The sequence below is a fragment of the Isoptericola sp. b515 genome, from assembly GCF_030588125.1.
GTDB classification, from domain to species: Bacteria; Actinomycetota; Actinomycetes; order Actinomycetales; family Cellulomonadaceae; genus Isoptericola; species Isoptericola sediminis.
This window is the reverse complement of the sequence record NZ_JAUQYR010000001.1, coordinates 1,183,473-1,202,664: the sequence shown is the minus strand read 5'-3', so window position 1 is coordinate 1,202,664 and position 19,192 is coordinate 1,183,473. Positions and strand designations below refer to the sequence as shown.

At 74.6% G+C, this 19,192-nt stretch carries 19 protein-coding genes; 11 read left to right on the top strand and 8 right to left on the bottom strand.

Annotated elements, in window-relative coordinates; all coding sequences use genetic code 11:
* Nucleotides 1-55 precede the first annotated feature (55 nt).
* The 6 genes from Q6350_RS05480 (at nucleotide 56) to Q6350_RS05455 (ending at nucleotide 6,188) form a co-directional block, all read left to right on the top strand.
* Nucleotides 56-2,401 (top strand): SpoIIE family protein phosphatase, encoded by a 2,346-nt coding sequence (locus Q6350_RS05480; protein WP_304604693.1) that lies wholly within the window; start codon nucleotides 56-58, stop codon nucleotides 2,399-2,401.
* A 44-nt stretch (nucleotides 2,402-2,445) separates the two neighbouring features.
* On the top strand, nucleotides 2,446-3,447 hold the full coding sequence (locus tag Q6350_RS05475) for a sigma-70 family RNA polymerase sigma factor (protein ID WP_305065710.1): 1,002 nt from the start codon (nucleotides 2,446-2,448) through the stop codon (nucleotides 3,445-3,447).
* Nucleotides 3,448-3,502: 55 nt separating this feature from the next.
* The gene (locus Q6350_RS05470; RefSeq protein WP_304604695.1) at nucleotides 3,503-3,958 is read left to right on the top strand and encodes a CrcB family protein; all 456 of its coding nucleotides are present in this window, start codon (nucleotides 3,503-3,505) and stop codon (nucleotides 3,956-3,958) included.
* Complete coding sequence (gene crcB / locus Q6350_RS05465; RefSeq protein WP_305065708.1) at nucleotides 3,955-4,341, top strand: fluoride efflux transporter CrcB; 387 nt, start codon at nucleotides 3,955-3,957, stop codon at nucleotides 4,339-4,341. The genes Q6350_RS05470 and crcB overlap by 4 nt, the downstream gene beginning before the upstream one ends.
* A gap of 63 nt (nucleotides 4,342-4,404) precedes the next feature.
* Nucleotides 4,405-5,379, top strand: a complete 975-nt coding sequence (locus Q6350_RS05460; RefSeq protein WP_305065706.1) for a 5'-3' exonuclease — start codon at nucleotides 4,405-4,407, stop codon at nucleotides 5,377-5,379.
* Nucleotides 5,380-5,423: 44 nt separating this feature from the next.
* Nucleotides 5,424-6,188 (top strand): VOC family protein, encoded by a 765-nt coding sequence (locus Q6350_RS05455; protein ID WP_305065704.1) that lies wholly within the window; start codon nucleotides 5,424-5,426, stop codon nucleotides 6,186-6,188.
* A 78-nt stretch (nucleotides 6,189-6,266) separates the two neighbouring features.
* Here Q6350_RS05455 and Q6350_RS05450 read toward each other — a convergent pair whose 3' ends face one another.
* From Q6350_RS05450 to Q6350_RS05435, 4 genes are all read right to left on the bottom strand, one after another.
* Nucleotides 6,267-8,921, bottom strand: a complete 2,655-nt coding sequence (locus tag Q6350_RS05450) for a phosphoenolpyruvate carboxylase (RefSeq protein ID WP_304604795.1) — start codon at nucleotides 8,919-8,921, stop codon at nucleotides 6,267-6,269.
* 143 nt (nucleotides 8,922-9,064) lie between these two features.
* Nucleotides 9,065-9,781, bottom strand: coding sequence for an anti-sigma factor (locus tag Q6350_RS05445; RefSeq protein WP_304606318.1), 717 nt, complete (start codon nucleotides 9,779-9,781; stop codon nucleotides 9,065-9,067).
* The gene (locus tag Q6350_RS05440; RefSeq protein ID WP_305065702.1) at nucleotides 9,778-10,281 is read right to left on the bottom strand and encodes a sigma-70 family RNA polymerase sigma factor; all 504 of its coding nucleotides are present in this window, start codon (nucleotides 10,279-10,281) and stop codon (nucleotides 9,778-9,780) included. Before Q6350_RS05440 ends, Q6350_RS05445 begins: the two co-directional genes overlap by 4 nt.
* 5 nt (nucleotides 10,282-10,286) lie before the next feature.
* The gene (locus tag Q6350_RS05435) at nucleotides 10,287-10,967 is read right to left on the bottom strand and encodes a YceI family protein (RefSeq protein WP_305065700.1); all 681 of its coding nucleotides are present in this window, start codon (nucleotides 10,965-10,967) and stop codon (nucleotides 10,287-10,289) included.
* Between the two features lie 157 nt (nucleotides 10,968-11,124).
* Between Q6350_RS05435 and Q6350_RS05430 the strand changes: the two genes are divergently transcribed.
* On the top strand, nucleotides 11,125-11,715 hold the full coding sequence (locus Q6350_RS05430; RefSeq protein ID WP_305065698.1) for a hypothetical protein: 591 nt from the start codon (nucleotides 11,125-11,127) through the stop codon (nucleotides 11,713-11,715).
* Nucleotides 11,716-11,745: 30 nt separating this feature from the next.
* Here the strand turns inward: Q6350_RS05430 and Q6350_RS05425 are convergent, their stop codons facing one another.
* A complete protein-coding gene (locus Q6350_RS05425; protein ID WP_305065696.1) occupies nucleotides 11,746-11,979 on the bottom strand; it encodes a hypothetical protein in 234 nt (77 codons plus the stop codon).
* A 121-nt stretch (nucleotides 11,980-12,100) separates the two neighbouring features.
* On the opposite strand from Q6350_RS05425, the gene Q6350_RS05420 reads away from it, so the two are divergent.
* Both Q6350_RS05420 and Q6350_RS05415 read left to right on the top strand, forming a co-directional pair.
* Entirely contained in the window at nucleotides 12,101-12,886 is a 786-nt protein-coding gene (locus tag Q6350_RS05420) for a deoxyribonuclease IV (RefSeq protein ID WP_304604703.1), read from the top strand.
* 130 nt (nucleotides 12,887-13,016) lie between these two features.
* Nucleotides 13,017-13,385: a helix-turn-helix transcriptional regulator gene (locus Q6350_RS05415; protein WP_305065693.1), complete on the top strand. Its 369-nt coding sequence runs from the start codon at nucleotides 13,017-13,019 to the stop codon at nucleotides 13,383-13,385.
* Nucleotides 13,386-13,644: 259 nt separating this feature from the next.
* Here the strand turns inward: Q6350_RS05415 and Q6350_RS05410 are convergent, their stop codons facing one another.
* Together Q6350_RS05410 and Q6350_RS05405 are read right to left on the bottom strand one after the other, a co-directional pair.
* Nucleotides 13,645-14,316 carry a response regulator transcription factor gene (locus tag Q6350_RS05410; RefSeq protein WP_304606323.1) on the bottom strand — a complete coding sequence of 224 codons (672 nt, stop codon included), beginning with the start codon at nucleotides 14,314-14,316 and terminating at the stop codon, nucleotides 13,645-13,647.
* Nucleotides 14,313-15,611, bottom strand: a complete 1,299-nt coding sequence (locus tag Q6350_RS05405; protein ID WP_304606324.1) for a sensor histidine kinase — start codon at nucleotides 15,609-15,611, stop codon at nucleotides 14,313-14,315. The genes Q6350_RS05410 and Q6350_RS05405 overlap by 4 nt, the downstream gene beginning before the upstream one ends.
* Nucleotides 15,612-15,742: 131 nt before the next feature.
* Here Q6350_RS05405 and Q6350_RS05400 point away from each other — a divergent pair, with 131 nt between their 5' ends.
* Together Q6350_RS05400 and Q6350_RS05395 are read left to right on the top strand one after the other, a co-directional pair.
* Entirely contained in the window at nucleotides 15,743-16,642 is a 900-nt protein-coding gene (locus Q6350_RS05400; RefSeq protein ID WP_304606325.1) for an ABC transporter ATP-binding protein, read from the top strand.
* On the top strand, nucleotides 16,639-17,442 hold the full coding sequence (locus Q6350_RS05395) for an ABC transporter permease (RefSeq protein WP_304604708.1): 804 nt from the start codon (nucleotides 16,639-16,641) through the stop codon (nucleotides 17,440-17,442). Before Q6350_RS05400 ends, Q6350_RS05395 begins: the two co-directional genes overlap by 4 nt.
* Before the next feature lie 88 nt (nucleotides 17,443-17,530).
* Here Q6350_RS05395 and Q6350_RS05390 read toward each other — a convergent pair whose 3' ends face one another.
* Complete coding sequence (locus Q6350_RS05390) at nucleotides 17,531-19,192, bottom strand: PQQ-binding-like beta-propeller repeat protein (RefSeq protein WP_305065689.1); 1,662 nt, start codon at nucleotides 19,190-19,192, stop codon at nucleotides 17,531-17,533.

Below are 19,192 nucleotides of genomic sequence, written 5' to 3'. Positions count from 1 at the left end.
CGACGTGGCCCGGACGGTGTGCGGCCGACGCCGTGATCAGGGCCATACTGGGACCGTGCCCGAGACCCAGGTCCTGGGTTCGCTGACCCAAGGCGCTCCCGGAGATTCCCCCGCCGACGAGGTTTTCGACCGGATCGTGCGGATCGCCCGTCGCACGCTCGACGTGCAGGCGGCGTCCTTCATCGTGCTCGGGGGCGACGACGTCCAGTACCTTCCCGGGGCCGTCGGCCTGCCCGAGGAGGTCCAGCGGAGCCGTGTCTACCGCCTCGATCGGCCGGCGACACGCATCGTCGCCGAGACCCGCACGCCGCTGATCGTCCCCGACGTCGCGGACGAACCGCTCGTCGCCGGTCGCGGGATGATCGCCGAGATGGGGGTGCGTGCCCTGGCGGGCTACCCCGTCGAGGACAGCCGCGGCGAGGTCGTCGGAGCCCTCTGGGCCCTGTCCGAGCACCGCCGGGACTGGACCGACGCCGACCTGGCCACCCTGTCCGACCTGGCGGCCTCGTGCACGGGCGAGCTGCGGCTGCGCGCCGAGCGGGAGCGGGCCCGACGCGCCGAGCAGGTGGCCTTCCGTGCCCACCAGCGCGCCCAGTTCCTGCTCGGCCTGTCCGAACGCTTCGCGGGCGTGACCACCATCGAGGAGATCGAGGAGACCATCGCGCAGGTGGTCGGCGCCGGGATGGGGGCGCGGTGGTGCTCCCTGGCCCTCGTCGACGCCGACCGCCGGCACCTGCGCTACGTCACCGTCGGCCACCAGGAGCCCGGGTTCCCCGACCAGATGCGCAACCTGCGCCTCGACGCGCCCCGCCCGGACGTCGCCGCCGTGCGGGAGCAGCGCACCCGCTTCTACCGGGACCACCAGGAGATGATCGCCGCCTACCCGGCCATGGCCGGCCTCGGCCTGACCTCGACCGGCGCCCGATCGTTCCTGCCGATCATCGCCGACGACGACGTCGTCGGCGTGGTCGTGTGCGTCTGGGCCGACGAGCGTGACCACGACGCCGCCACCGCCGCCCTGGAGACCACGGTGACGCGGTACGTGGCGATGGCCCTGGAACGGGTCGCGCTGCTCGAGGCCCGCCGACGGGTGGCCACCACGCTCCAGGAGTCGTTGCTGACCGACCCGCCCGCGGTCGCGCACCTCGACATCGCCACGACCTACGCCCCGGCCGCCCGCACGGACCAGGTCGGCGGCGACTGGTACGACGCGGTCGTCCACGAGGACGGGGCCGCCGTCCTGTCGATCGGGGACGTGGCCGGGCACGACGTCAACGCGGCGGCGCAGATGGGCCAGCTCCGGTCCATGCTGCGGGTGCTGGCCTGGAGCCACGACGAGTCACCGGCGGCCCTGCTGTCCCGGCTGGACCGGGCGGACAGCCAGCTCGGGCTGCACGCGATGGCCACCGCCGTCGTCGTGCGGCTCGACCACGACGCCGAGCCCCGCGGCGACACCGGTCCCGACGGGACCCCGGAACGCGGCTACACCCTGACCTGGTCCGACGCCGGTCATCCCCCGCCCCTGGTGCTGCGGCGGGACGGTTCGGTCGAGGAGCTCGAGGCCCGCCCGGACATGCTCCTGGGTGTCGACCCGGGGGTGCGACGCCGCGACCACGTCGACCGGCTGCTCCCCGGCGACACCCTCGTGCTCTACACCGACGGGCTGGTGGAACGGCGCGGCGTACCGCTCGGCGACCGGATGGCCGAGCTGAAGAAGGCCCTGGCGGACGTCCACGGTGAGGCCACCGCGGCGCTCCCGCGCGCGCTGGTGCGCCGGCTGGTCGGCCGCGCCCAGCGCGACGACGTCGCCGTGCTCGTGGCCCGCGCCCGTGTCCCCGCCCCGTCCGGCCCGCCGTCCGCCGCCGGACCCGCCACGGCGGAGCGCAAGGTCGCGCACGAGGACCTCAGCGACCTCGGGCCGGCCCGCCGGTGGGTGGACGACGTGCTGGAGTCGTGCAGCGTCGACGCCGAGCAGCGCCGCACCGCGATGCTGCTCTCGAGCGAGATCCTCACCAACGCGCTGGAGCACGGCAGGGGTCCGATCGTCGTCACCGTCGAGGTCGACGCGACGCGGCTGCGGGTCGCGGTCCGCGACGGCTGCACGCGGCGGCCCGTCCTGCAGGCCCCGACGCCGCAGGACCTGTCGGGCCGCGGGGTGCAGTTCATGGAACGCCTGGCCTCCCGCTGGGGCGTGGAGCAGCACCTGCCGGACGCCGCGGTCGGTCGCCACGGCGCCCAGGGCGAGGGCAAGACGGTCTGGTTCGAGATCGACCGGTCGGCCCGGCCGCTGACCGGCGTGGTGCCCGTCGTCCGCCGCCAGTCGCCGAGCACGAGCTCGGTCCCGCTGGTCGAGCGCGTGCTGCCGTGGACGCGCGACGAGGCCCGGCGCCGGCGCACCTGACCCTCTGCGCGCGGGTGTCGGAGGGCCGACCTACCGTGTGAGGCATGACACAGACGGCCTCCCCCGAGGCCGGCGCCTCGTCGGCGATCGAGGAGAAGCTCGAGACCTATCGCCGCGAGCTGACCGGCTACTGCTACCGCCTGCTCGGCGGTGCCGCCGACGCGGACGACGCCGTGCAGGAGACGATGCTGCGCGCCTGGCGCGCCTACGACCGGTTCGAGGGGCGCTCCTCGCTGCGCTCGTGGCTGTACCGGATCGCCACCAACGTGTGCTTCGACCACCTCGGGTCGGCGAAGCGCCGGGAACGCCCCATGGGGGTCGGCGCACCGCAGCCGGCCGAGATCGAGAACTTCGGCGACACCCTGGCCGAGGACCGCTGGGTCGAACCCGTCGCGGACGACGCCGTGCTGCCGCGCGAGGGTGACCCCGCGGACATGGCCGTGGGCCGGGAGTCCGTGCGGCTGGCGTTCGTGGCGGCGCTGCAGCACCTGCCGCCCCGGCAGCGGGCCGTGCTGGTGCTGCGCGAGGTGCTGCGCTGGTCGGCGGCCGAGACGGCGTCCCTGCTGGACACCACCGTGGCCTCGGTCAACAGCGCGCTCCAGCGGGCGCGCGCCACGCTCGGGTCGAAGAACCTCTCTCGGGACGCCGAGGGCCGGGGGCAGGTCGACGAGGCGCTGCTCGGGCGGTACCTCGACGCCTTCGAGCGCTACGACATGGACGCCCTGGTCGCGCTGCTGCACGACGACGCCGTGCTCAACATGCCCCCCTACACCCTGTGGGTCCACGGTCCGCGCGAGATCGTGCGCTGGATGGTCGGGCCCGGGCACGGCTGCCGGGGGTCGCGGTGCCTGCGGGTGCACGCCAACGGGTCCATGGCGTTCGGGCAGTACCGGGCGTCCCCCGACGGCGGCTGGACACCCTGGGGGCTGGTGGTGCTGGAGGACGACGGCGCGGGCCGCGTCACGGGGATCACGACGTTCCTGGACACGGCCACGTGGTTCCCCCGGTTCGGGCTGCCGGACCGTCTGCCGCCCGCGACCGCCTGACCTCTCCTGCGGGGCCGGTGGACCGCGGGGTGGGGCGGCACGCAGGATGGGCACCGTGGCCCCCGACCGACACCCGCACCGCGACGTCCGCCTCGTCGCGCTGGTCGCCGCCGGCGGAGCCGTCGGGTCCGTCGCCCGCTACGGCGTGAGCCTGGCCCTGCCGCCCGGGTCCGGCGGCTGGCCCTGGGCGACCCTGGCGGTCAACGTGCTCGGCGCGTTCCTGCTCGGCTGGTTGCTGGAGGCGGTGGCGCGCCGCGGTCTCGAGACGCCGCGGCTGCGCCGGGTCCGGCTGTTCCTCGGCACCGGCGTGCTGGGCGGTTTCACCACTTACTCCGCCCTGGCGCTGGAGACCACCGCGCTCACCGGTGACGGCGCCTGGTCGGTCGCCGCCGTCTACGCCGGCGCGACGCTGGTCCTCGGTACGTTTGCGGCGCTGCTCGGCATCCTCCTGGGCCTGCGGACCTCCCGCAGCACCTTCGGACGCCTACTCCACCCCGAGGAGGGCGCATGAGCGGACTGCTCGGAGCGGTGCTCGTCGGCGTCGGCGGGGGCGTCGGCGCCGCCGCGCGGTTCTGGCTCGCGGACACGGTCAGGGCCCGCCGGCCGGACGGTTTCCCGTGGGGCACCTGGATCGTCAACGCCCTCGGCTCGCTCCTGATCGGGCTCGTCGCGGGCTGGTTCGTGCTCTCCGGCGAGGTGTCCCCGTGGCAGCTGCTCCTCGCCGTCGGTGTCTGCGGCGGGTTCACCACGTTCTCGACCTCGATCGTCGAGACCGCGACGATGCTGCGGGGCGGCCGACCCGCCCGGGCCGTGGTGCACGCGCTGAGCACGCTCACGGTCTCGGTGCTGGCCGTCGCCGGCGGCCTGGTGCTCGTGGCGGCCGCCCTGGGCTGAACGGCTCGCCGGTGCACAGGCCTGTGGACGGCCCCGACGCCGCCGAGGTGCCAGGCTGACCCCATGCGCCTGCTCCTGCTCGACACCGCGTCGCTGTACTTCCGCGCCTACTTCGGCATGCCCGACTCCCTGCGCTCCCCCGACGGCCGGCCGGTCAACGCCGTGCGCGGCCTGCTCGACATGATCGCGTTCCTCGTCACCGAGCACCGTCCCGACCGCGTGGTGGCCTGCTGGGACGACGACTGGCGGCCGGCCTTCCGGGTCGAGGCCATCGGCAGCTACAAGGAGCACCGCGTCGCCGAGCTGCGCTCCGACGGCCCCGACGTCGAGGAGATGCCCGAGGACCTGCGCGCGCAGATCCCCGTCATCGTCGACGTGCTCGCCGCGCTGGGCATCGCCCGCGTCGGCTCGCCCGGGTACGAGGCCGACGACGTCATCGGCACGCTCGTCGCCCGGGAGGTCGCGGCGCACGGCCCCGGGGCCGACGGCGGCACCCCGGACGAGGCGGAGGGGCCGGGACCGCAGGTCGGCATCGTCACCGGGGACCGCGACCTGTTCCAGCTCGTCGACGACGCCGCCGGGGTGGTCGTGCTCTACCCCGCCCGTGGCGTGCGCGACCCGGACGTGGTGGACCAGGCCCGGCTGGCCGAGAAGTACGGCGTGCCGACCGGCACCGCGTACGCCGAGATGGCGGTGCTGCGCGGCGACCCCTCCGACGGTCTGCCCGGTGTCGCCGGGATCGGGGAGAAGACCGCCGCGAAGCTGCTCGCGACGTTCGGGACGCTGGACCGGATCCTCGCGGCCGCGGCCGCCGGGGAGAAGGGCGTCACGCCGTCGCAGCGGACGAAGATCGCCGCGGCGGCCGACTACCTCGCGGTGGCCCCCGACGTCGTGCGCGTGGCCCACGACGCCCCGCTGGAGCCGTTCGACGACGCCCTGCCGGACGGACCGGCCGACCCCGACACCCTCGAGACCCTGGCCGAGCGGTGGGGCATCGGCTCGAGCGTGCGCCGGGTGGTGAGCGCCCTGCAGGCGTGATCGTCTGTGACCGTCCACCACCACGCCGGAACGGAGCCCGCCAGATGCCCGCTGTGGAGAGCCTGCCCGAGGGAGCGCCCGGCTGGATGGACCTGGCGACCCACGACCTCGACGCGGCGGTCGCCTTCTACACCGGCCTCTTCGGCTGGGAGCACCGGGACCTCGGCGAGCACTTCGGCCACTACGGTCAGTTCATCCACGGCGGGTCGCCCGTCGCCGGGGTCGCACCCCTGCAGGCCGACGAGCAGACGCCGGGCTGGCACGTGTACCTGTGGACGACGGACGCCGACGGCGTCGCGGGTCACATCGGGGCGCTCGGGGGGACCGTCGACGTCCCGCCGCAGGACGTCCCGGGGATGGGCCGCTACCTGTTCGCCACCGACCCGACCGGCGGGCCGATCGGGTTCTGGCAGGCCGCGGGCCACCCCGGCTTCACCCGCCTGGCCGAACCCGGCGCCCCGTGCTGGTTCGAGCTGTGGACCAGCGACTACGAGGCGGCGTTGCCGTTCTACCGCGACGCCCTCGGCTGGGACGTGCACGTGATGGCCGACGACGACGCCTTCCGCTACGCGACCCACGGGGCGGGGGACGCCGCCGTGGCCGGGCTCTTCGACGCCGCCGCGCCGCTCGGGGACGACGGCCGGTCGTCCTGGGTGGTCTACCTCGGCGCCGTCGACGTCGACGCCGCGGCGGCGCGCGCGGTCGACCTCGGCGGGACGGTGCACGGCGAGCCGGCCGTGACGCCCTACGGACGCATGGCCGAGGTCACCGACCCGGACGGAGCGGCCTTCCGCATCCTCACCGCCTGAGCACGGCCCCGGCGGGTCCGCGGCGCACGACGGCTCCCGCCGGCGCCGGAGCGCCGACGGGAGCCGTGTCGTGCCTGGTCAGCCGGTGTTCTGCAGGCCCGCGGAAACGCCGTTGACGGTGAGCAGCAGCAGGTGCCGCCAGCGGTCCTTGTACCCGCCGTCGACCCACTCGCCGTCGTCCACCGTCAGGCCCTCGCTGGCACCCTGCGTGCGCAGCGCCCGCAGCGCGCGGACCTGCAGCAACGACAGCGCGTCGACGTACGGCGAGCGGAGCTGGACGGCGCGCCCGAGCACGCGGCGGCTGGCCAGCGGCCACTGGTTGCCGGTCACCTTGAGCACCCACTCGTAGGTGCGGTGCATCTCGGTCAGGACCATCTCGGCCAGGTCGTCCCGGTCGCCGAGGTCGAGGTACATCCGGGCGATGCGCTCGTCGGCCTTCGCCAGGGACATCTCGATGTTGTCGAGCAGCGTGGTGAACAGCGGCCACTCGCGGTAGGCGGCCCGGAGCTCGTCCAGGTCGCCGTACTCGCGCAGCGCCGTGCCCAGGCCGTACCAGCCGGCGAGGTTGATCCGCGCCTGCGACCACGAGAACACCCACGGGATCGCTCGCAGGTCGTCGAGCGAGTTGACCGACAGGCCGCGCTTGGCCGGCCGCGATCCGATCGGCAGCAGGCCGACCTCCTCGAGCGGCGTCACCTCGGCGAACCACTGCGGGAAGCCCTCGGACTGCACGAGCTCGTGGAACCGGGCGCGCGACGTCGCGTCGAGCGCCGCGGCGAGCTCGGAGAACCGCTCGGTGGCCTCCGCGTTGCGCTTCTCCGTCGACGGGGCCGAGGCGAGCAGCGTCGCCGCCGCCACCTGCTCGATGTGCCGGGCCGCGATCGTCGGGTTGCCGTAGCGGGCCAGGATGACCTCACCCTGCTCGGTGAGCTTGAACCGGCCGTCCACCGAGTGCGGCGGCTGCGCGAGCACCGCGCGGTTCGCCGGACCGCCGCCGCGGCCGAGGGCACCGCCCCGGCCGTGGAACAGCGTCAGGGTGATGTCGTGGCGCTGCGCCCACTGCGCGATGCGCGACTGCGCCGAGTGCAGCGCCAGCGTCGCCGCGACCGGACCGACGTCCTTGGACGAGTCGGAGTAGCCGAGCATGACCTCCACCCGGCGACCGTTCTCGGCCAGCCGCTGCTGCACCTGCGGCATCTCGAGCATCGCCTCGAGGATGTCGACCGAGTTCTCCAGGTCGGCGAAGGTCTCGAACAGCGGGATCGCGTCGACGACGGGTGCGTCGTCGGCGCCGTCGAACGCCAGCGCGGCGAGCTCGTACACGGCCGCCATGTGCTCGGGCGCCTGGGTGAAGGACACGATGTAGCGGCGCGCGGCCCGCTGGCCGAAGCGCTTCTGCACGGCACCGAGGGCGCGGAACGTGTCCAGCACCTCGCGGGTGCGGTCCGACAGCTCGCCGTGCACGCCCTTGTCGTGGATCTCCTCCAGAGCGGCGGCGTGCACCTGGGAGTGCTGGCGCACCTCGATCTCGGCCAGGTGGAACCCGAAGCTCTGCACCTGCCACAGCAGTCGCTGCAGGTCGCCGTACGCGGCCCGGTTGGCACCGGCCTCGACCAGCGAGCTCTGCACGATCGCCAGGTCCGCCTCGAGCTCGGCCGGCTCGCGGTAGGCGAGGTCCGCGTCGCGGGCGCGGGTCGCGCCGATCCGGCCGGCGATCGCGAGCACGGCGGCGCGGTGCGGCTCGTTCGGGGACTCGGCGGCGGCCTGGGCGGCCAGCCCCTCCGAGAGCTGGCGCATCCGCTGCCACAGCGCCTTGAGCCCGTCGGAGGCCGGGGTGGTCGCCTCCTCGAGGGTGAGCTTGCGCCCGGTCGCCCGTGCCGCCTGCTCCAGGGCGGTCAGCGCGTGCTCGGCGGCCAGCGTGGCCGCCTGCCGGGTCACCTCGGCGGTGACGTTCGGGTTGCCGTCGCGGTCGCCGCCGATCCAGGAACCCAGGTAGACGAAGGGCTTGGCGAGGGGCTCGGTGCGTCCCGCGTCGCCGTCGAGCAGCCAGTCGTCCAGGCGCCGGTAGACCTCGGGGTAGATCTCGAACAGCGTCGCGTCGAAGACGCCCATGGCGGTCTTGACCTCGTCGAGGACCGTCGGCTTCGACGCGCGGATCGGCGAGGTGCGCCACATCGTGTCGATCTCGGCGATCAGCCGGCGCTCGTTCTCCGAGCGCGAGGTCCCGCCGAGCTCGACGGTGTCGCGGTCGGCCAGCAGGTCGGAGATCCGTCGGACCGCGCCCGACACGGCCCGACGACGGGCCTCCGTCGGGTGGGCGGTCAGCACCGGCCGGAACTCGAGCTCGGACAGGCGGCGCAGCGCCTCCTCGCGTCCGACCTCCTCGGTCAGCCGGGTGAAGGCCGCCGGCAGCGACTCCTCGATCGCCGCGCCGGACTCGGCCTCGCGCTGCCGCAGCACGCGCACGCGGTGGTACTCCTCGGCCAGGTTGGCCAGGTGGAAGTAGCACGTGAAGGCGCGCGCGACCTGCTCGGCCCGCTCCAGCGAGTACCCCGCGACGACGTCCGAGGCCTCGGCCAGCGCGGCGCCGCCGTCGTCCACGCCGTAGGCGCGGATCGTCAGCTCGCGCAGGCGCTCGACGTCGTCGAGCAGGTCCTGCCCGCCCGCCTCGCGCAGGACGTCCCCGAGGAGACCGCCGAGCAGCCGGATGTCGTCACGCAGCGGGTCCGGCATCTCGTGACGGGCGACCACACGCTCGATCGCGCCCGTGGTCGGGCTCTGGTGTCCGTAGTTGTCGCTCACGCGCTTCAGACTAAGCGGAACCTCGCTTGGGACATAGTTGGCGTCCGCCAGGCGGTCGCGAGGGACGGGGGTCGTCAGACGTCGGCCGAGGCGAGCGGGTCGGGGCGCCCGGCGACGGCGATCTCGACCCGCACGACGTCCTCCAGCGGCAGCGCCGACGACGCCTGCAGGCCACGGGCCGACTCCCCGACGGCCGCCCACGTCGCCACGACCTGGCGCGCCCCGGAGCTGTCCACGAGCACGAGCTCGTAGGACAGGTCCCCGTAGGACCCGGCCACAGCCGGGTACTCGCAGCTCCAGTGCAGCAGGGTTCCCCAGGGCCGGGAGGTGGCCGCCACCGAGGCCGTGACGTCGGCCGAGCCCACCGGGGCGAGCCGGACCTCGACGTCCGCCGCCTCCACGACCGCTCCCCCGTCGGGCGGCGCCGCGTCGAGGGTCAGGCCGGTCAGCACCCCGGCCACGGCGAGCGCGGCGGCCGCCACCGCCCCGACGGACCGGCGACGCAGGCGGGACCGGCGGGCCCGGCGGGCCAGCGCCGTGATCGGCACGGCGTCACCGTCGGCCGCGGCACCGTCCTCGAGCTGCGCGACGGCCTCGCCGGCGGGGAGTCCCGCCAGCAGACCGGGCATCCCGGCGAGCTCGGCGACGGCGGCCCGGCAGTCGGCGCAGCCAGCCAGGTGCGCCTCGAACTCGCGCCGCTCCGCCGGGCCCAGGGAACCCAGGACGTAGGCGGCGTCCCAGTCGACGTAGGGGTCCGGCGGCGACCCGGTCCGTCCGCCAGAGGCGGTCATGACGTCACTCCTCTCTCCTGCAGGGCGAGCCGCAGGGCGCGCAACGCGTAGTGCAGGCGCGACTTGACGGTGCCCGGCGGCACGCCGTGCTCGACAGCCAGCTCCGCCACGGTGCGGCCGCCGTAGTAGGCGCCGACGACGACGGCACGATGGTCCGCGGAGAGCCCGGACAGCGCGTCGGCGACCAGCCAGGCGTCCAGCACCGCCTGGGTCGCGTCCGGCTCCGGGATCTCGGGCACCTGGTCGGTCGTGCGCTCGCGGCGACGACGCGCGCTGCGGGCCTGGTCGACGACGAGGTGCCGCGCGACCGTGAACAACCAGGCACGGACCGACTCCTCGGGGCGCTCGAGCACGTCGGGATGCCTCCACAGCCGCAGCAGCGCCTCCTGGACGACGTCCTGGGCCTCGCCGGGGTCGCGCACCAGCCGGGTCACGTACCGGTGGAGGTCCGCGGCGTGCTCGGTGTGGATCGCCGTGAGGAGCTGGTCGTCGCTGGCCACGGACGTCACCCCGCCGGGACCAGCTCGAGGGAGAACTCGACGGCCCCCTCCTCGTCCACCTCCACGAAGCCGAGCGACGGCGCCTCGATGCCGAAGTCGGTGAAGGTCACCGGGACGCTGCCCGCCACCTGCGCACCGTCGGCGGAGGCGGCGACCTGCGCGGGGACGGTGACCTCCCGGGTCACGTCACGCAGCGTGAGGTCACCGGTCAGCTCGACGTCGCGCCCGCCCGGGTCGAGCACCACGGGCGTCGTGAGCTCGAAGGTGGCCGTCGGGAACGTGTCCACGTCCATGACGCTAGCGCGGAAGTACGCGTCCCGCGGCGCCTGGTCGGTGGCGATCGCCTCGACCCGCACGACCACCTCGGCAGCCGTGACGCTGCCGTCGGCGACCGTCACCGTGCCCGCCACGTCCGACGACGCCGGGTCCGTACGCCCGGTGACCGTCACGTCCTCACCGCGCAGGACCTCGTGCACGCGGTAGCCCGCGAACGACCCGGTCGCGACCGTCCACTCGCCGTCCAGGTCGGCCGGGTCGACCTCCGTCGCCGTGCCGGTGACCGACGGGGCGTCCGCCGCCGACCGGTTGGCCCAGTCCGCGTACAGTCCCGGGCCGGCGATCACCGCCGTCGCGCCCACCACGACCACCGCTCCGGCGACGATCGCCGCCGTGGCCCCTGCCCGCACGCTGCCCACCTCCTCGTCTCGCCCTGGACGGGCCGCCGGCCCCCGACGCGCCCGTACCCCGTACGACGGGACACGGCCCCCGGAGGTTCACCCCACGGTGAACCCCGGAGCGGTCGGTCCCGTCGTACGGGGTGACGGACCGACACGAGGAGTGACCGTGCGACGCATCACCAGGACGACCACGGTGGCGATCTCGGCCGTCGCGGCGCTCGCCGCCGTGACGGCGTGTTCCACGCAGGAGGAGCCCGCTGCGCAGGAGACGGCGACCGAGGCGACGACCGGCGAGGAGGAGGCGACCGAGTCCGACGACATGGAGTCGGAGGACACGGAGTCCGAGGACATGGAGTCGGAGTCCGAGGACATGGACGACGACTCCATGGGGCCGGTGCTCGGCACCGCCGACAGCGAGCTGGGCGAGATCGTCGTCGACGGCGTGGGAATGACCGTCTACGTCTTCGACAACGACGAGCCGGGTTCCGGGACGAGCGCGTGCGAGGGCGACTGCCTGGCCGCGTGGCCCCCGGTGCACGCCGGGTCCGAGGAGCCCGAGGTCGAGGGCGTGACCGCGGAGGTCGGCACCATCACCGGCAACGACGGCGAGCTCCAGGTGACCCTGGACGGCCGTCCCGTGTACCTGTTCGCCAACGACGCCGCCCCGGGCGAGGTCTCCGGCCAGGGGGTCAACGACGTCTGGTGGGTCGTCGCCCCGGACGGGTCCGCCGTCACCGAGGGCGGTGGCGGGTACTGACCGGTGCGGGCACGCTCCCGGTCGGCCGGGTCACAGGGTGCCGAGGAGGCGGGCGCGGACCTCGTCGCGCTCGGTGTCGGTGACGCGGCCGGCCTCGTGGAGCCTGTCCACCTCCGCCAGCCGGTCCTCGAGCGACGCACCGCTCGAGGTCGCGGACGACCGGTCGGCACCCCGCGCCACCAGGACGATGACCAGCACCACCGCGGCCACCACCGCCAGGGCGCCGAGCACGAGGAGCAGGGCCAGCGCGTACGACATATCCATCGGAACTCCTCCGTGGCGATCGACCGTCAGCGCCAACCTAGCGTCGTGAGACGCCCGCGTCGATGCTGGTGGGGGCCCAGATCGCACCCCGTCGTCGGACCGCCCGCCTAGGGTGGTGACCATGAGCGTGAAGATCGGTGCCCACGTCGGCCTCGCCGACGCCGTGACCGAGGCCCGCACCATGGGCGCCGACGTCGTGCAGGTGTTCCTGTCCGACCCGCAGGCGTGGAAGGTGCCGCCGCTGGAGTACCCGGGCGGGGCCGAGGCCTTCCGGACCGCGACGGCGGAGGCCGGTGTCGACGTCGTCGTGCACGCCCCCTATGTCATCAATGTGGCCTCGACGAACAACCGCATCCGGATCCCCAGCCGCAAGCTCCTGCAGCAGATCATGACCGGGGCCGGGGAGATCGGGGCGAAGGGCGTCGTGGTGCACGGGGGCCACGTCACCGCGCAGGACGACCCGGCCAAGGGCTTCGACAACTGGCGCAAGGCGATCGAGGCGCTGGACACCGACGTGCCGGTGCTGATCGAGAACACGGCCGGGGGCGACCACTCGATGGCGCGCCGGCTCGACCGGATCGAGCAGCTCTGGGCCGCGGTGCAGCAGGCCGACAGCGACGTCGAGGTGGGGTTCACGCTCGACACCTGCCACGCCTGGGCCGGCGGGCTCGACCTGTCCAGTGTGGTGGACGACATCCGGTCGATCACCGGCCGCATCGACCTCGTGCACGCGAACGACTCCCGCGACGCCGCCGGGTCCGGGGCGGACCGGCACACGAACTTCGGGGCGGGCGAGATCCCGGAGGAGCTGCTGCTCGCGGTGATCCGTGCCGCCGGGGCACCCGTGGTGTGCGAGACGAAGGGCGACGTCGGGACCGACATCACCTGGCTGCGCGAGCGCCTCTGAGCGTCACGAGCGCCTCCGCGCTCCATGAGCGGCCCCGAGCACGACGCACGACCTGTGGACAGTGACGGTCCGCCCGCGCCGTCGGGGACGACGGACGACCGGTGCGATGGCACCCGTCCACCCTGACCCGATGCGACGTCTTCCCGTGCCACCCCCTGACCTGGAGCCGATGGTCGACCTCGACGACGCCGAAGCAGGACCCGACGGTGATCTCGAGCTCGCCCGTCCGCCGCGCCGTCGGCTCCCGCCCCGCGTCGCGCACGACGGGCTCGCGATGGTGGCCGCGGGCGCCGTCCGGCTCGAGACGGCCCGTCGTGGCATGTCCCAGCAGGACCTCGCGGCCGCCGTCGGACTGTCACGGACGGCGGTCTCGGCACGATTCCGCGGTCGCGTCGCCTGGTCCCTGGACGAGATCGGGACGCTGGCCCAGCTCTTCGGCTGTCGCGTCGTCGACCTGGTCACCGAGGCGCCCCGGCCCCGCGGCATCCAGGCCTGGTAGGTCGGTTCGGCGGACCGGTGGCCCCGGTCTCCGGCCGCCGCCAGCGGTTGGATGTCTTGTTCGGGGGGGTGCGCACCGCGGGCATGCCGACGCCTTGGCGTGCCGGGATCACGCACTGCGTGACTCTCACGCCATGCGTGATCCGCGACCGCGCGGACGTCACGACTCAGGCCCTGCTGACACCACGCAGAACGACAACCCGCCGGCGACGGCGAACCGGGTCGAGCCGGGGATTCGAGGAGACGAGACCTCTGACGGGCTACGGGGCGAGTCCGGCGTCGTGCACGGCGATGGCTGCCTGCACCCGGTTCCCCGCCGCCAGCTTGTCGAGGATCCGCGAGACGTGCGTCTTCACCGTGGGCACGCTCAGGTACAGCTCACCGGCGATCTCGGCGTTGGACAGCCCCCGGGCCAGCTCCGCGGCGACCTCGCGCTCCCGGTCGGTGAGCGTCTCCAGCCGGCGTCGCGCCGCCCGGCGGCCGGCCTCCGACTCCGCGGCCGCACCCCCCGAGACCTGGTCGATGAGCTGGGCCGTCACCGACGGCGACAGCGTCGGCTCGCCGGCCGCAGCCGCCCGCACCGCGGCGACCAGCTGGTCCGGTGGCGTGTCCTTGAGCAGGAACCCCGCCGCTCCGGCGCGCAGCGCACGCAGCACCATGTCGTCCGTGTCGAACGTGGTCAGCACGATCACCCGCGGCATCGCGTCGGCCGCGGCCAGCTGCCGCGTCGCCTCGATCCCGTCGACGCGAGGCATGCGGATGTCCATCAGCACCACGTCGGGCCGGACCCGTCGCACCAGCTCGACCCCCGCGTCCCCGTCGTCCGCGTCCCCGACGACGCGCACCTCGGGCGCTCCGCCGAGGATCAGCCCCAACCCGGCTCGCACCAGGGGGTCGTCGTCCACCACCACCACCGAGATCGTGTCGGTCATGACGACCACGGTAGCCAGGCCCGCACGGTGAACCCGCCGTCAGCCTCGTGCGTCGTGAGGGAACCGCCCGCGAGCTCGGCCCGCTCGACCAGACCGAGCAGCCCGAGGCCCGACGGCGGGATGTCGGCAGCGGTCGCAGGTTCCGTCGCCGGCGTCGGGTTCGACACCGTGATGGACAGTCCCCGGCCGGGACCACCCCGCAGCAGGACCGTCGCCGGCATGTGCGCCGCGTGCTTGCGCGCGTTGGTCAGCGCCTCCTGCACGATCCGGTAGGCGGTGCGCGACGTCGTGGTCGGCAACCGGGCGGCCTCGTCCGTCTCGTCGACGACCCGGACGGCCGTCCCCGCCTCCCCGGTCGCCCGCGCCAGGTCCGCCACGTCGGCGAGCGTCGGCTGCGGTCTCTCGGGCCGGTCGACCGGGACCCCTGGGGTGCCACCGGCCTGCCCGGGAGCGCCGGGCCCGTCCAGCCCGCGCAGCACCCCGAGCACCTCGCGCAGCTCGCCGAGCGCCTCGTGGGCGCTGTCCCGGACCAGTCCCGCGGTCTCGGCGACCTTCTCCGGTGGCAGGTCGCTGCGATACGCGAGCGCGCCGGCGTGCATCGCCACCAGGGACATGCGGTGGGCGAGCACGTCGTGCATCTCCCGCGCGATCCGCGCCCGCTCGTTCGCCCGCGCCTGGGCGACCCGGCTCGCCTGCTCGCGTTCCGCCGTCGCCACCCGCTCGTGCAGCTCGGCGAGGTGCTCCCGCCGCAACCCGACGTACGCGCCGATCCAGATCATCAGCGCGTACGCACCGATGCCGCTGCCGACGTCGAAGACCCAGGTCATGCCGTCGCCGACCGGGTACAGCACCCCGTAGACCCACCCACCCACGACGAACACCGCCCCGACCAGGCCGATGCGCCACCAGCGCCGGTGCGTCGCGAGCGAGACCACCGCGAGCGCCAGGGGACCCGAGGAGAACACCGAGACCGTCGACGCCGCCGCGATCAGCAGCGCGACGGTCGTCGGGAACCGGCGGCGCAGCAGCACCAGACCGAAGCAGAGCAGTCCCACGGAGATGTCCAGGGCGAGGAGGTCGGGCGTGGACTCGCGCTGGCCGGTCTCCACCTCCCACGCGACCGTGCCGGCGACGAGCATGCTCACCGCGAAGGCCGCCAGCAGCCGCCAGGCCTCGCCCCACACGCGGCGCCACCGCGCAGCGGTCGGCGGCGCGGTCGGGGCCGGTCCCGCGACCCCCGGTGCCGGGCGGTCGGCCGAGGAGTACCGGTAGGGGTCGACGGGCGGGGCGGGCACCCTACGAGCCTAGGCGCACCGGGGACGCCGGGGCATCAGCCGAAGGGATGAGCCCGAACCCTCCCACGGGACGACACGGACCCTCCCCACGGGCGATGTGCTGCTCCGGCGCCGCGCGCGAGGGTGGGGCCATGATCACCGTGGAGCACCTGACCAAGAGGTACGGGCCCGTCCTGGCCGTGGACGACGTGTCGTTCACCGCCGAACCGGGCCTCGTGACCGGATTCCTCGGCCCGAACGGCGCCGGCAAGTCCACCGCCATGCGCATGATGACGGGCCTGACCCCGCCCACGAGCGGGGCGACACGGATCCTCGGCAAGCCCTTCGCCGCGCTCGCCAACCCTGGCCGCCGGGTCGGCGTCCTGCTGGACGCCTCCGCCCAGCACGCCGGGCGCACCGGCCGCGAGACGCTGGTGCTGGCCGCCCTGCTGACCGGGGTGGAGCGTCGGCGCGTCGACGAGGTCCTCGACACCGTGGGGCTCACCCCCGCCGAGGCCGGACGCCGGGTACGCACCTACTCCCTGGGGATGCGGCAGCGGCTCGGCCTCGCGACCGCGCTGCTCGGGGACCCCGACGTCCTGATCCTCGACGAGCCCGCCAACGGCCTCGACCCCGCCGGCATCCGCTGGATGCGTGACCTGCTGCGCGACTTCGCGCGCGACGGGGGCACCGTGCTGCTGTCCAGCCACCTGCTGTCCGAGATCGAGCAGGTCGCCGACCGGCTCGTCGTCATCGGCCGCGGCCGGGTCGTGGCCGAGGGCACCAAGGACGAGCTGCTCCGCGCGGCCGGCGTGGTGGTCCGCTCGCTGGACGACCAGGCCCTGGCCGCCGAGCTGCGCCGCGCCGGCGTCGACGTCGAGGCGGGCGTCCACGGCGGGCTGTCCGTCGCGGCGGACGCCGAGACCGTGGCACGGACCGCTGCGGGCGCGGGTGTCCTCGTGACCGAGCTGCGCCCCGCCGACTCCCGCGGGCTGGAGGAGCTGTTCCTCGAGCTCACCGCCGCGGACGCCCGAGAGGAGGTGTCGGCATGACCGCCGTCGACCAGACCCGGACCACCCGCCGCACCGGTGCCCGCACCGCGGCCGAGATCCGCCCCGTCCCCTTCTCCCGCCTGACGCTGGTCGAGTGGCGCAAGCAGCTCGACACCCGGGCCGTGCGGTGGCTGTTCGTCATCATCGCGCTGCTGACGGCCGGCGTCGTCACCGTGACGGCCCTGGTCGGTGACGGCGACGTGTCGTTCGAGACGTTCGTCTCGACCACCTCCACGCCCCTGGCCATGCTGCTGCCGATCGTCGCCATCCTGGCCACGACGGCCGAGTGGTCGCAGCGCACGGCGCTGACCACGTTCACGCTCGAGCCACGGCGCGGACGCGTCGTCGGGGCCAAGCTGCTGACCGCCGTCGGCTCCGGGCTGGCGTTCTTCGTCGTGGCGGTGGGGATCGCCGCTGTCGCCCACGTCGGGGTGGTCATGCTGCGTGACGCCTCGCCGGACTGGGGACTCGGCGCGATGACGGCCGGCATGGCCCTGATGATCGTGCTGTGGATGGTCCAGGGCGTCGCGTTCGGCCTGGCGCTGCAGAGCACCCCGGCCGCGATCGTGGTGTACCTCGCGGTGCCCTCCATCGTCGGGGCGATCACGATGCTCCTGACCTCCTGGTCCGACGTGTGGCCCTGGCTCGACCTCTCCACGTCCTCCGTCCCGCTGATCACGGGCGGGTCGCTGGGCGGCACCGAGTGGGCGCAGCTCGCGACGTCGGCGGCGATCTGGGTCGGCCTGCCCCTGGCGCTCGGCACCTGGCGCGTGCAGCGCGGGGAGGTCAAGACCACCTGACCCGCAGGCCGCCGGGGTGCCGGCACGACGGCGGCCGGGCCGTCCGCTCCGTCCGCCCGGACGGGCGGGCGGCCCGGCGGCGCCGTGCTCAGGACCCGGTCGCGTAGCCGGTCAGCCCGCGGGGTGACCACCGCAGGAGGTGACCCGCGGCGGCCAGGTCCAGGCCCCAGCCGTCCGAGGAGAGCTCGGTGGACCACAGGTCCTCGCCGGTCGCCGCGTCCACGGCGTTCCACCGCGCCAGCACCCGTTCGCCGGTGTAGGTCGGCACGACGACGGCCACGACCGTGCCGTCGGTGAAGGCGGCCTCCAGCTCGCCGCTCCGGCCGCCGCCGACCAGCGCCGAGTACTGGACGACGAGGTCGTCCCGGACCCAGCGCACGGCGCCGTCCTCGCGCCCCAGGCCGACGACGCGGTCCAGGCTGTCGAGCACGACCGCCACGTCGTCGGTACGGGCCAGCAGGCGCTCGGCGTTGATGTCCGCCCGCCACAGCTCCTCCCCGGTGCGGTCCAGCGCGATGGTCCGCGCGGCGTAGGCGACCAGCAGCTCGTCGGCGTCACCACCGACCGTGGACAGGGGGTCCAGGACCCGCCCCTCGACCGAGTACAGGTGCTCCCCGTCGGCACCCAGGACGTCGTGCTCCAGGGCCGGTCGGTTCCACACCCCGCTCGAGACGACGTACCCCCCGTCCGCGAGCGGCCGGACCCGCCGCACGACGTCGTCGTCGTCGGACGCGACGTCCGGGACGTCGAGGCGCTTGCCCTCGGGCGTCAGGTAGGCCAGGATCCCGCAGCCCGCGACGCCGATGAGCTCCCGGCCGACCGCGTGGTCGAGCGTGGCACGCCGGTCGACCCGGGCGTTGCGCCCGCCGACGTCCCACGACACGCACTGCGTCCGGTCGCGCACCTGCCCGAACGGCACCGTCGTGACCCAGCGCTCCTCACCGGTGACGGCATCCGCGGCGCTCAGCTCCAGGTCGTAGCCGTCGTCGATCTCCCCGATCACGGTCAGGTTGGTCAGCGGGTCGCCGCGCAGGTCCACGTCCACGTCCTCGGGGTCGCCCACCCACGTCGCCGACACCACCGTGCCGCGGGGACCCGGCACCACGAGGTCGTGGTCGCCCTCGACGGTGCGGCGCACCAGCACGCTGCCGTCGTCCTCGACGACGGTGACGTGCGCCTCCCCGTCGATCTCCTGGGCCACGCAGACCACCAGCTCGGCGGGGCGGACGTCGATCGTGTCGCCCCAGACGGCCATCCCCGGTCCGCAGCTCCCGTCGGCCTCGTCGAGCTGGACCGTCCACCGCGGTCGCCCGGTCGCCAGGTCGATGCCCACCAGCTCGTCGTGCCGGTGCACCGCGACCACCTCGCCCTGCATGGCGACGAGCCCGCCGCTCAGCCCGAGCCCGCCGATGTCCTCGTTCAGGCTCCAGGCCTCGAAGGGCGGGCCCGAGAGGTCCGTCACCCCGCCGGCCGCCGCACGCAGGTCATCACCACGCCAGCGGTCTGCGGCCCCGTCGACGAGCACCACGGCGGCCAGCACCCCCACCAGGCCCAGGACCCCGACCCAGCGCACCCGCCGCGCCCGGCCGGACCACCGCCGTCGGGCTCCCGACGCCGGTCCCGGGACTGCGCCGGCGGACTCACCGGGGTCCGCGGCCTCCTCGAACGCAGGTTCACGACCGGCCTCGGACCCGTCAGGAACGAGGTCGAACGTGAACGCCCCCTCGGGGGCACCTCGTCGTCGCCCCAC

Coding starts and splice junctions, on each gene's coding strand:
- Q6350_RS05395 (WP_304604708.1), top strand. CDS start 16,639: ATGACCGCCGTCGACCAGACCCGGACCACCCGCCGCACCGGTGCCCGC.
- Q6350_RS05400 (WP_304606325.1), top strand. CDS start 15,743: ATGATCACCGTGGAGCACCTGACCAAGAGGTACGGGCCCGTCCTGGCC.
- Q6350_RS05450 (WP_304604795.1), bottom strand. CDS start 8,921: ATGCCGGACCCGCTGCGTGACGACATCCGGCTGCTCGGCGGTCTCCTC.
- Q6350_RS05445 (WP_304606318.1), bottom strand. CDS start 9,781: ATGACCGCCTCTGGCGGACGGACCGGGTCGCCGCCGGACCCCTACGTC.
- Q6350_RS05420 (WP_304604703.1), top strand. CDS start 12,101: ATGAGCGTGAAGATCGGTGCCCACGTCGGCCTCGCCGACGCCGTGACC.
- Q6350_RS05415 (WP_305065693.1), top strand. CDS start 13,017: ATGCGACGTCTTCCCGTGCCACCCCCTGACCTGGAGCCGATGGTCGAC.
- Q6350_RS05475 (WP_305065710.1), top strand. CDS start 2,446: ATGACACAGACGGCCTCCCCCGAGGCCGGCGCCTCGTCGGCGATCGAG.
- Q6350_RS05460 (WP_305065706.1), top strand. CDS start 4,405: ATGCGCCTGCTCCTGCTCGACACCGCGTCGCTGTACTTCCGCGCCTAC.
- Q6350_RS05425 (WP_305065696.1), bottom strand. CDS start 11,979: ATGGATATGTCGTACGCGCTGGCCCTGCTCCTCGTGCTCGGCGCCCTG.
- Q6350_RS05410 (WP_304606323.1), bottom strand. CDS start 14,316: ATGACCGACACGATCTCGGTGGTGGTGGTGGACGACGACCCCCTGGTG.
- crcB (WP_305065708.1), top strand. CDS start 3,955: ATGAGCGGACTGCTCGGAGCGGTGCTCGTCGGCGTCGGCGGGGGCGTC.
- Q6350_RS05455 (WP_305065704.1), top strand. CDS start 5,424: ATGCCCGCTGTGGAGAGCCTGCCCGAGGGAGCGCCCGGCTGGATGGAC.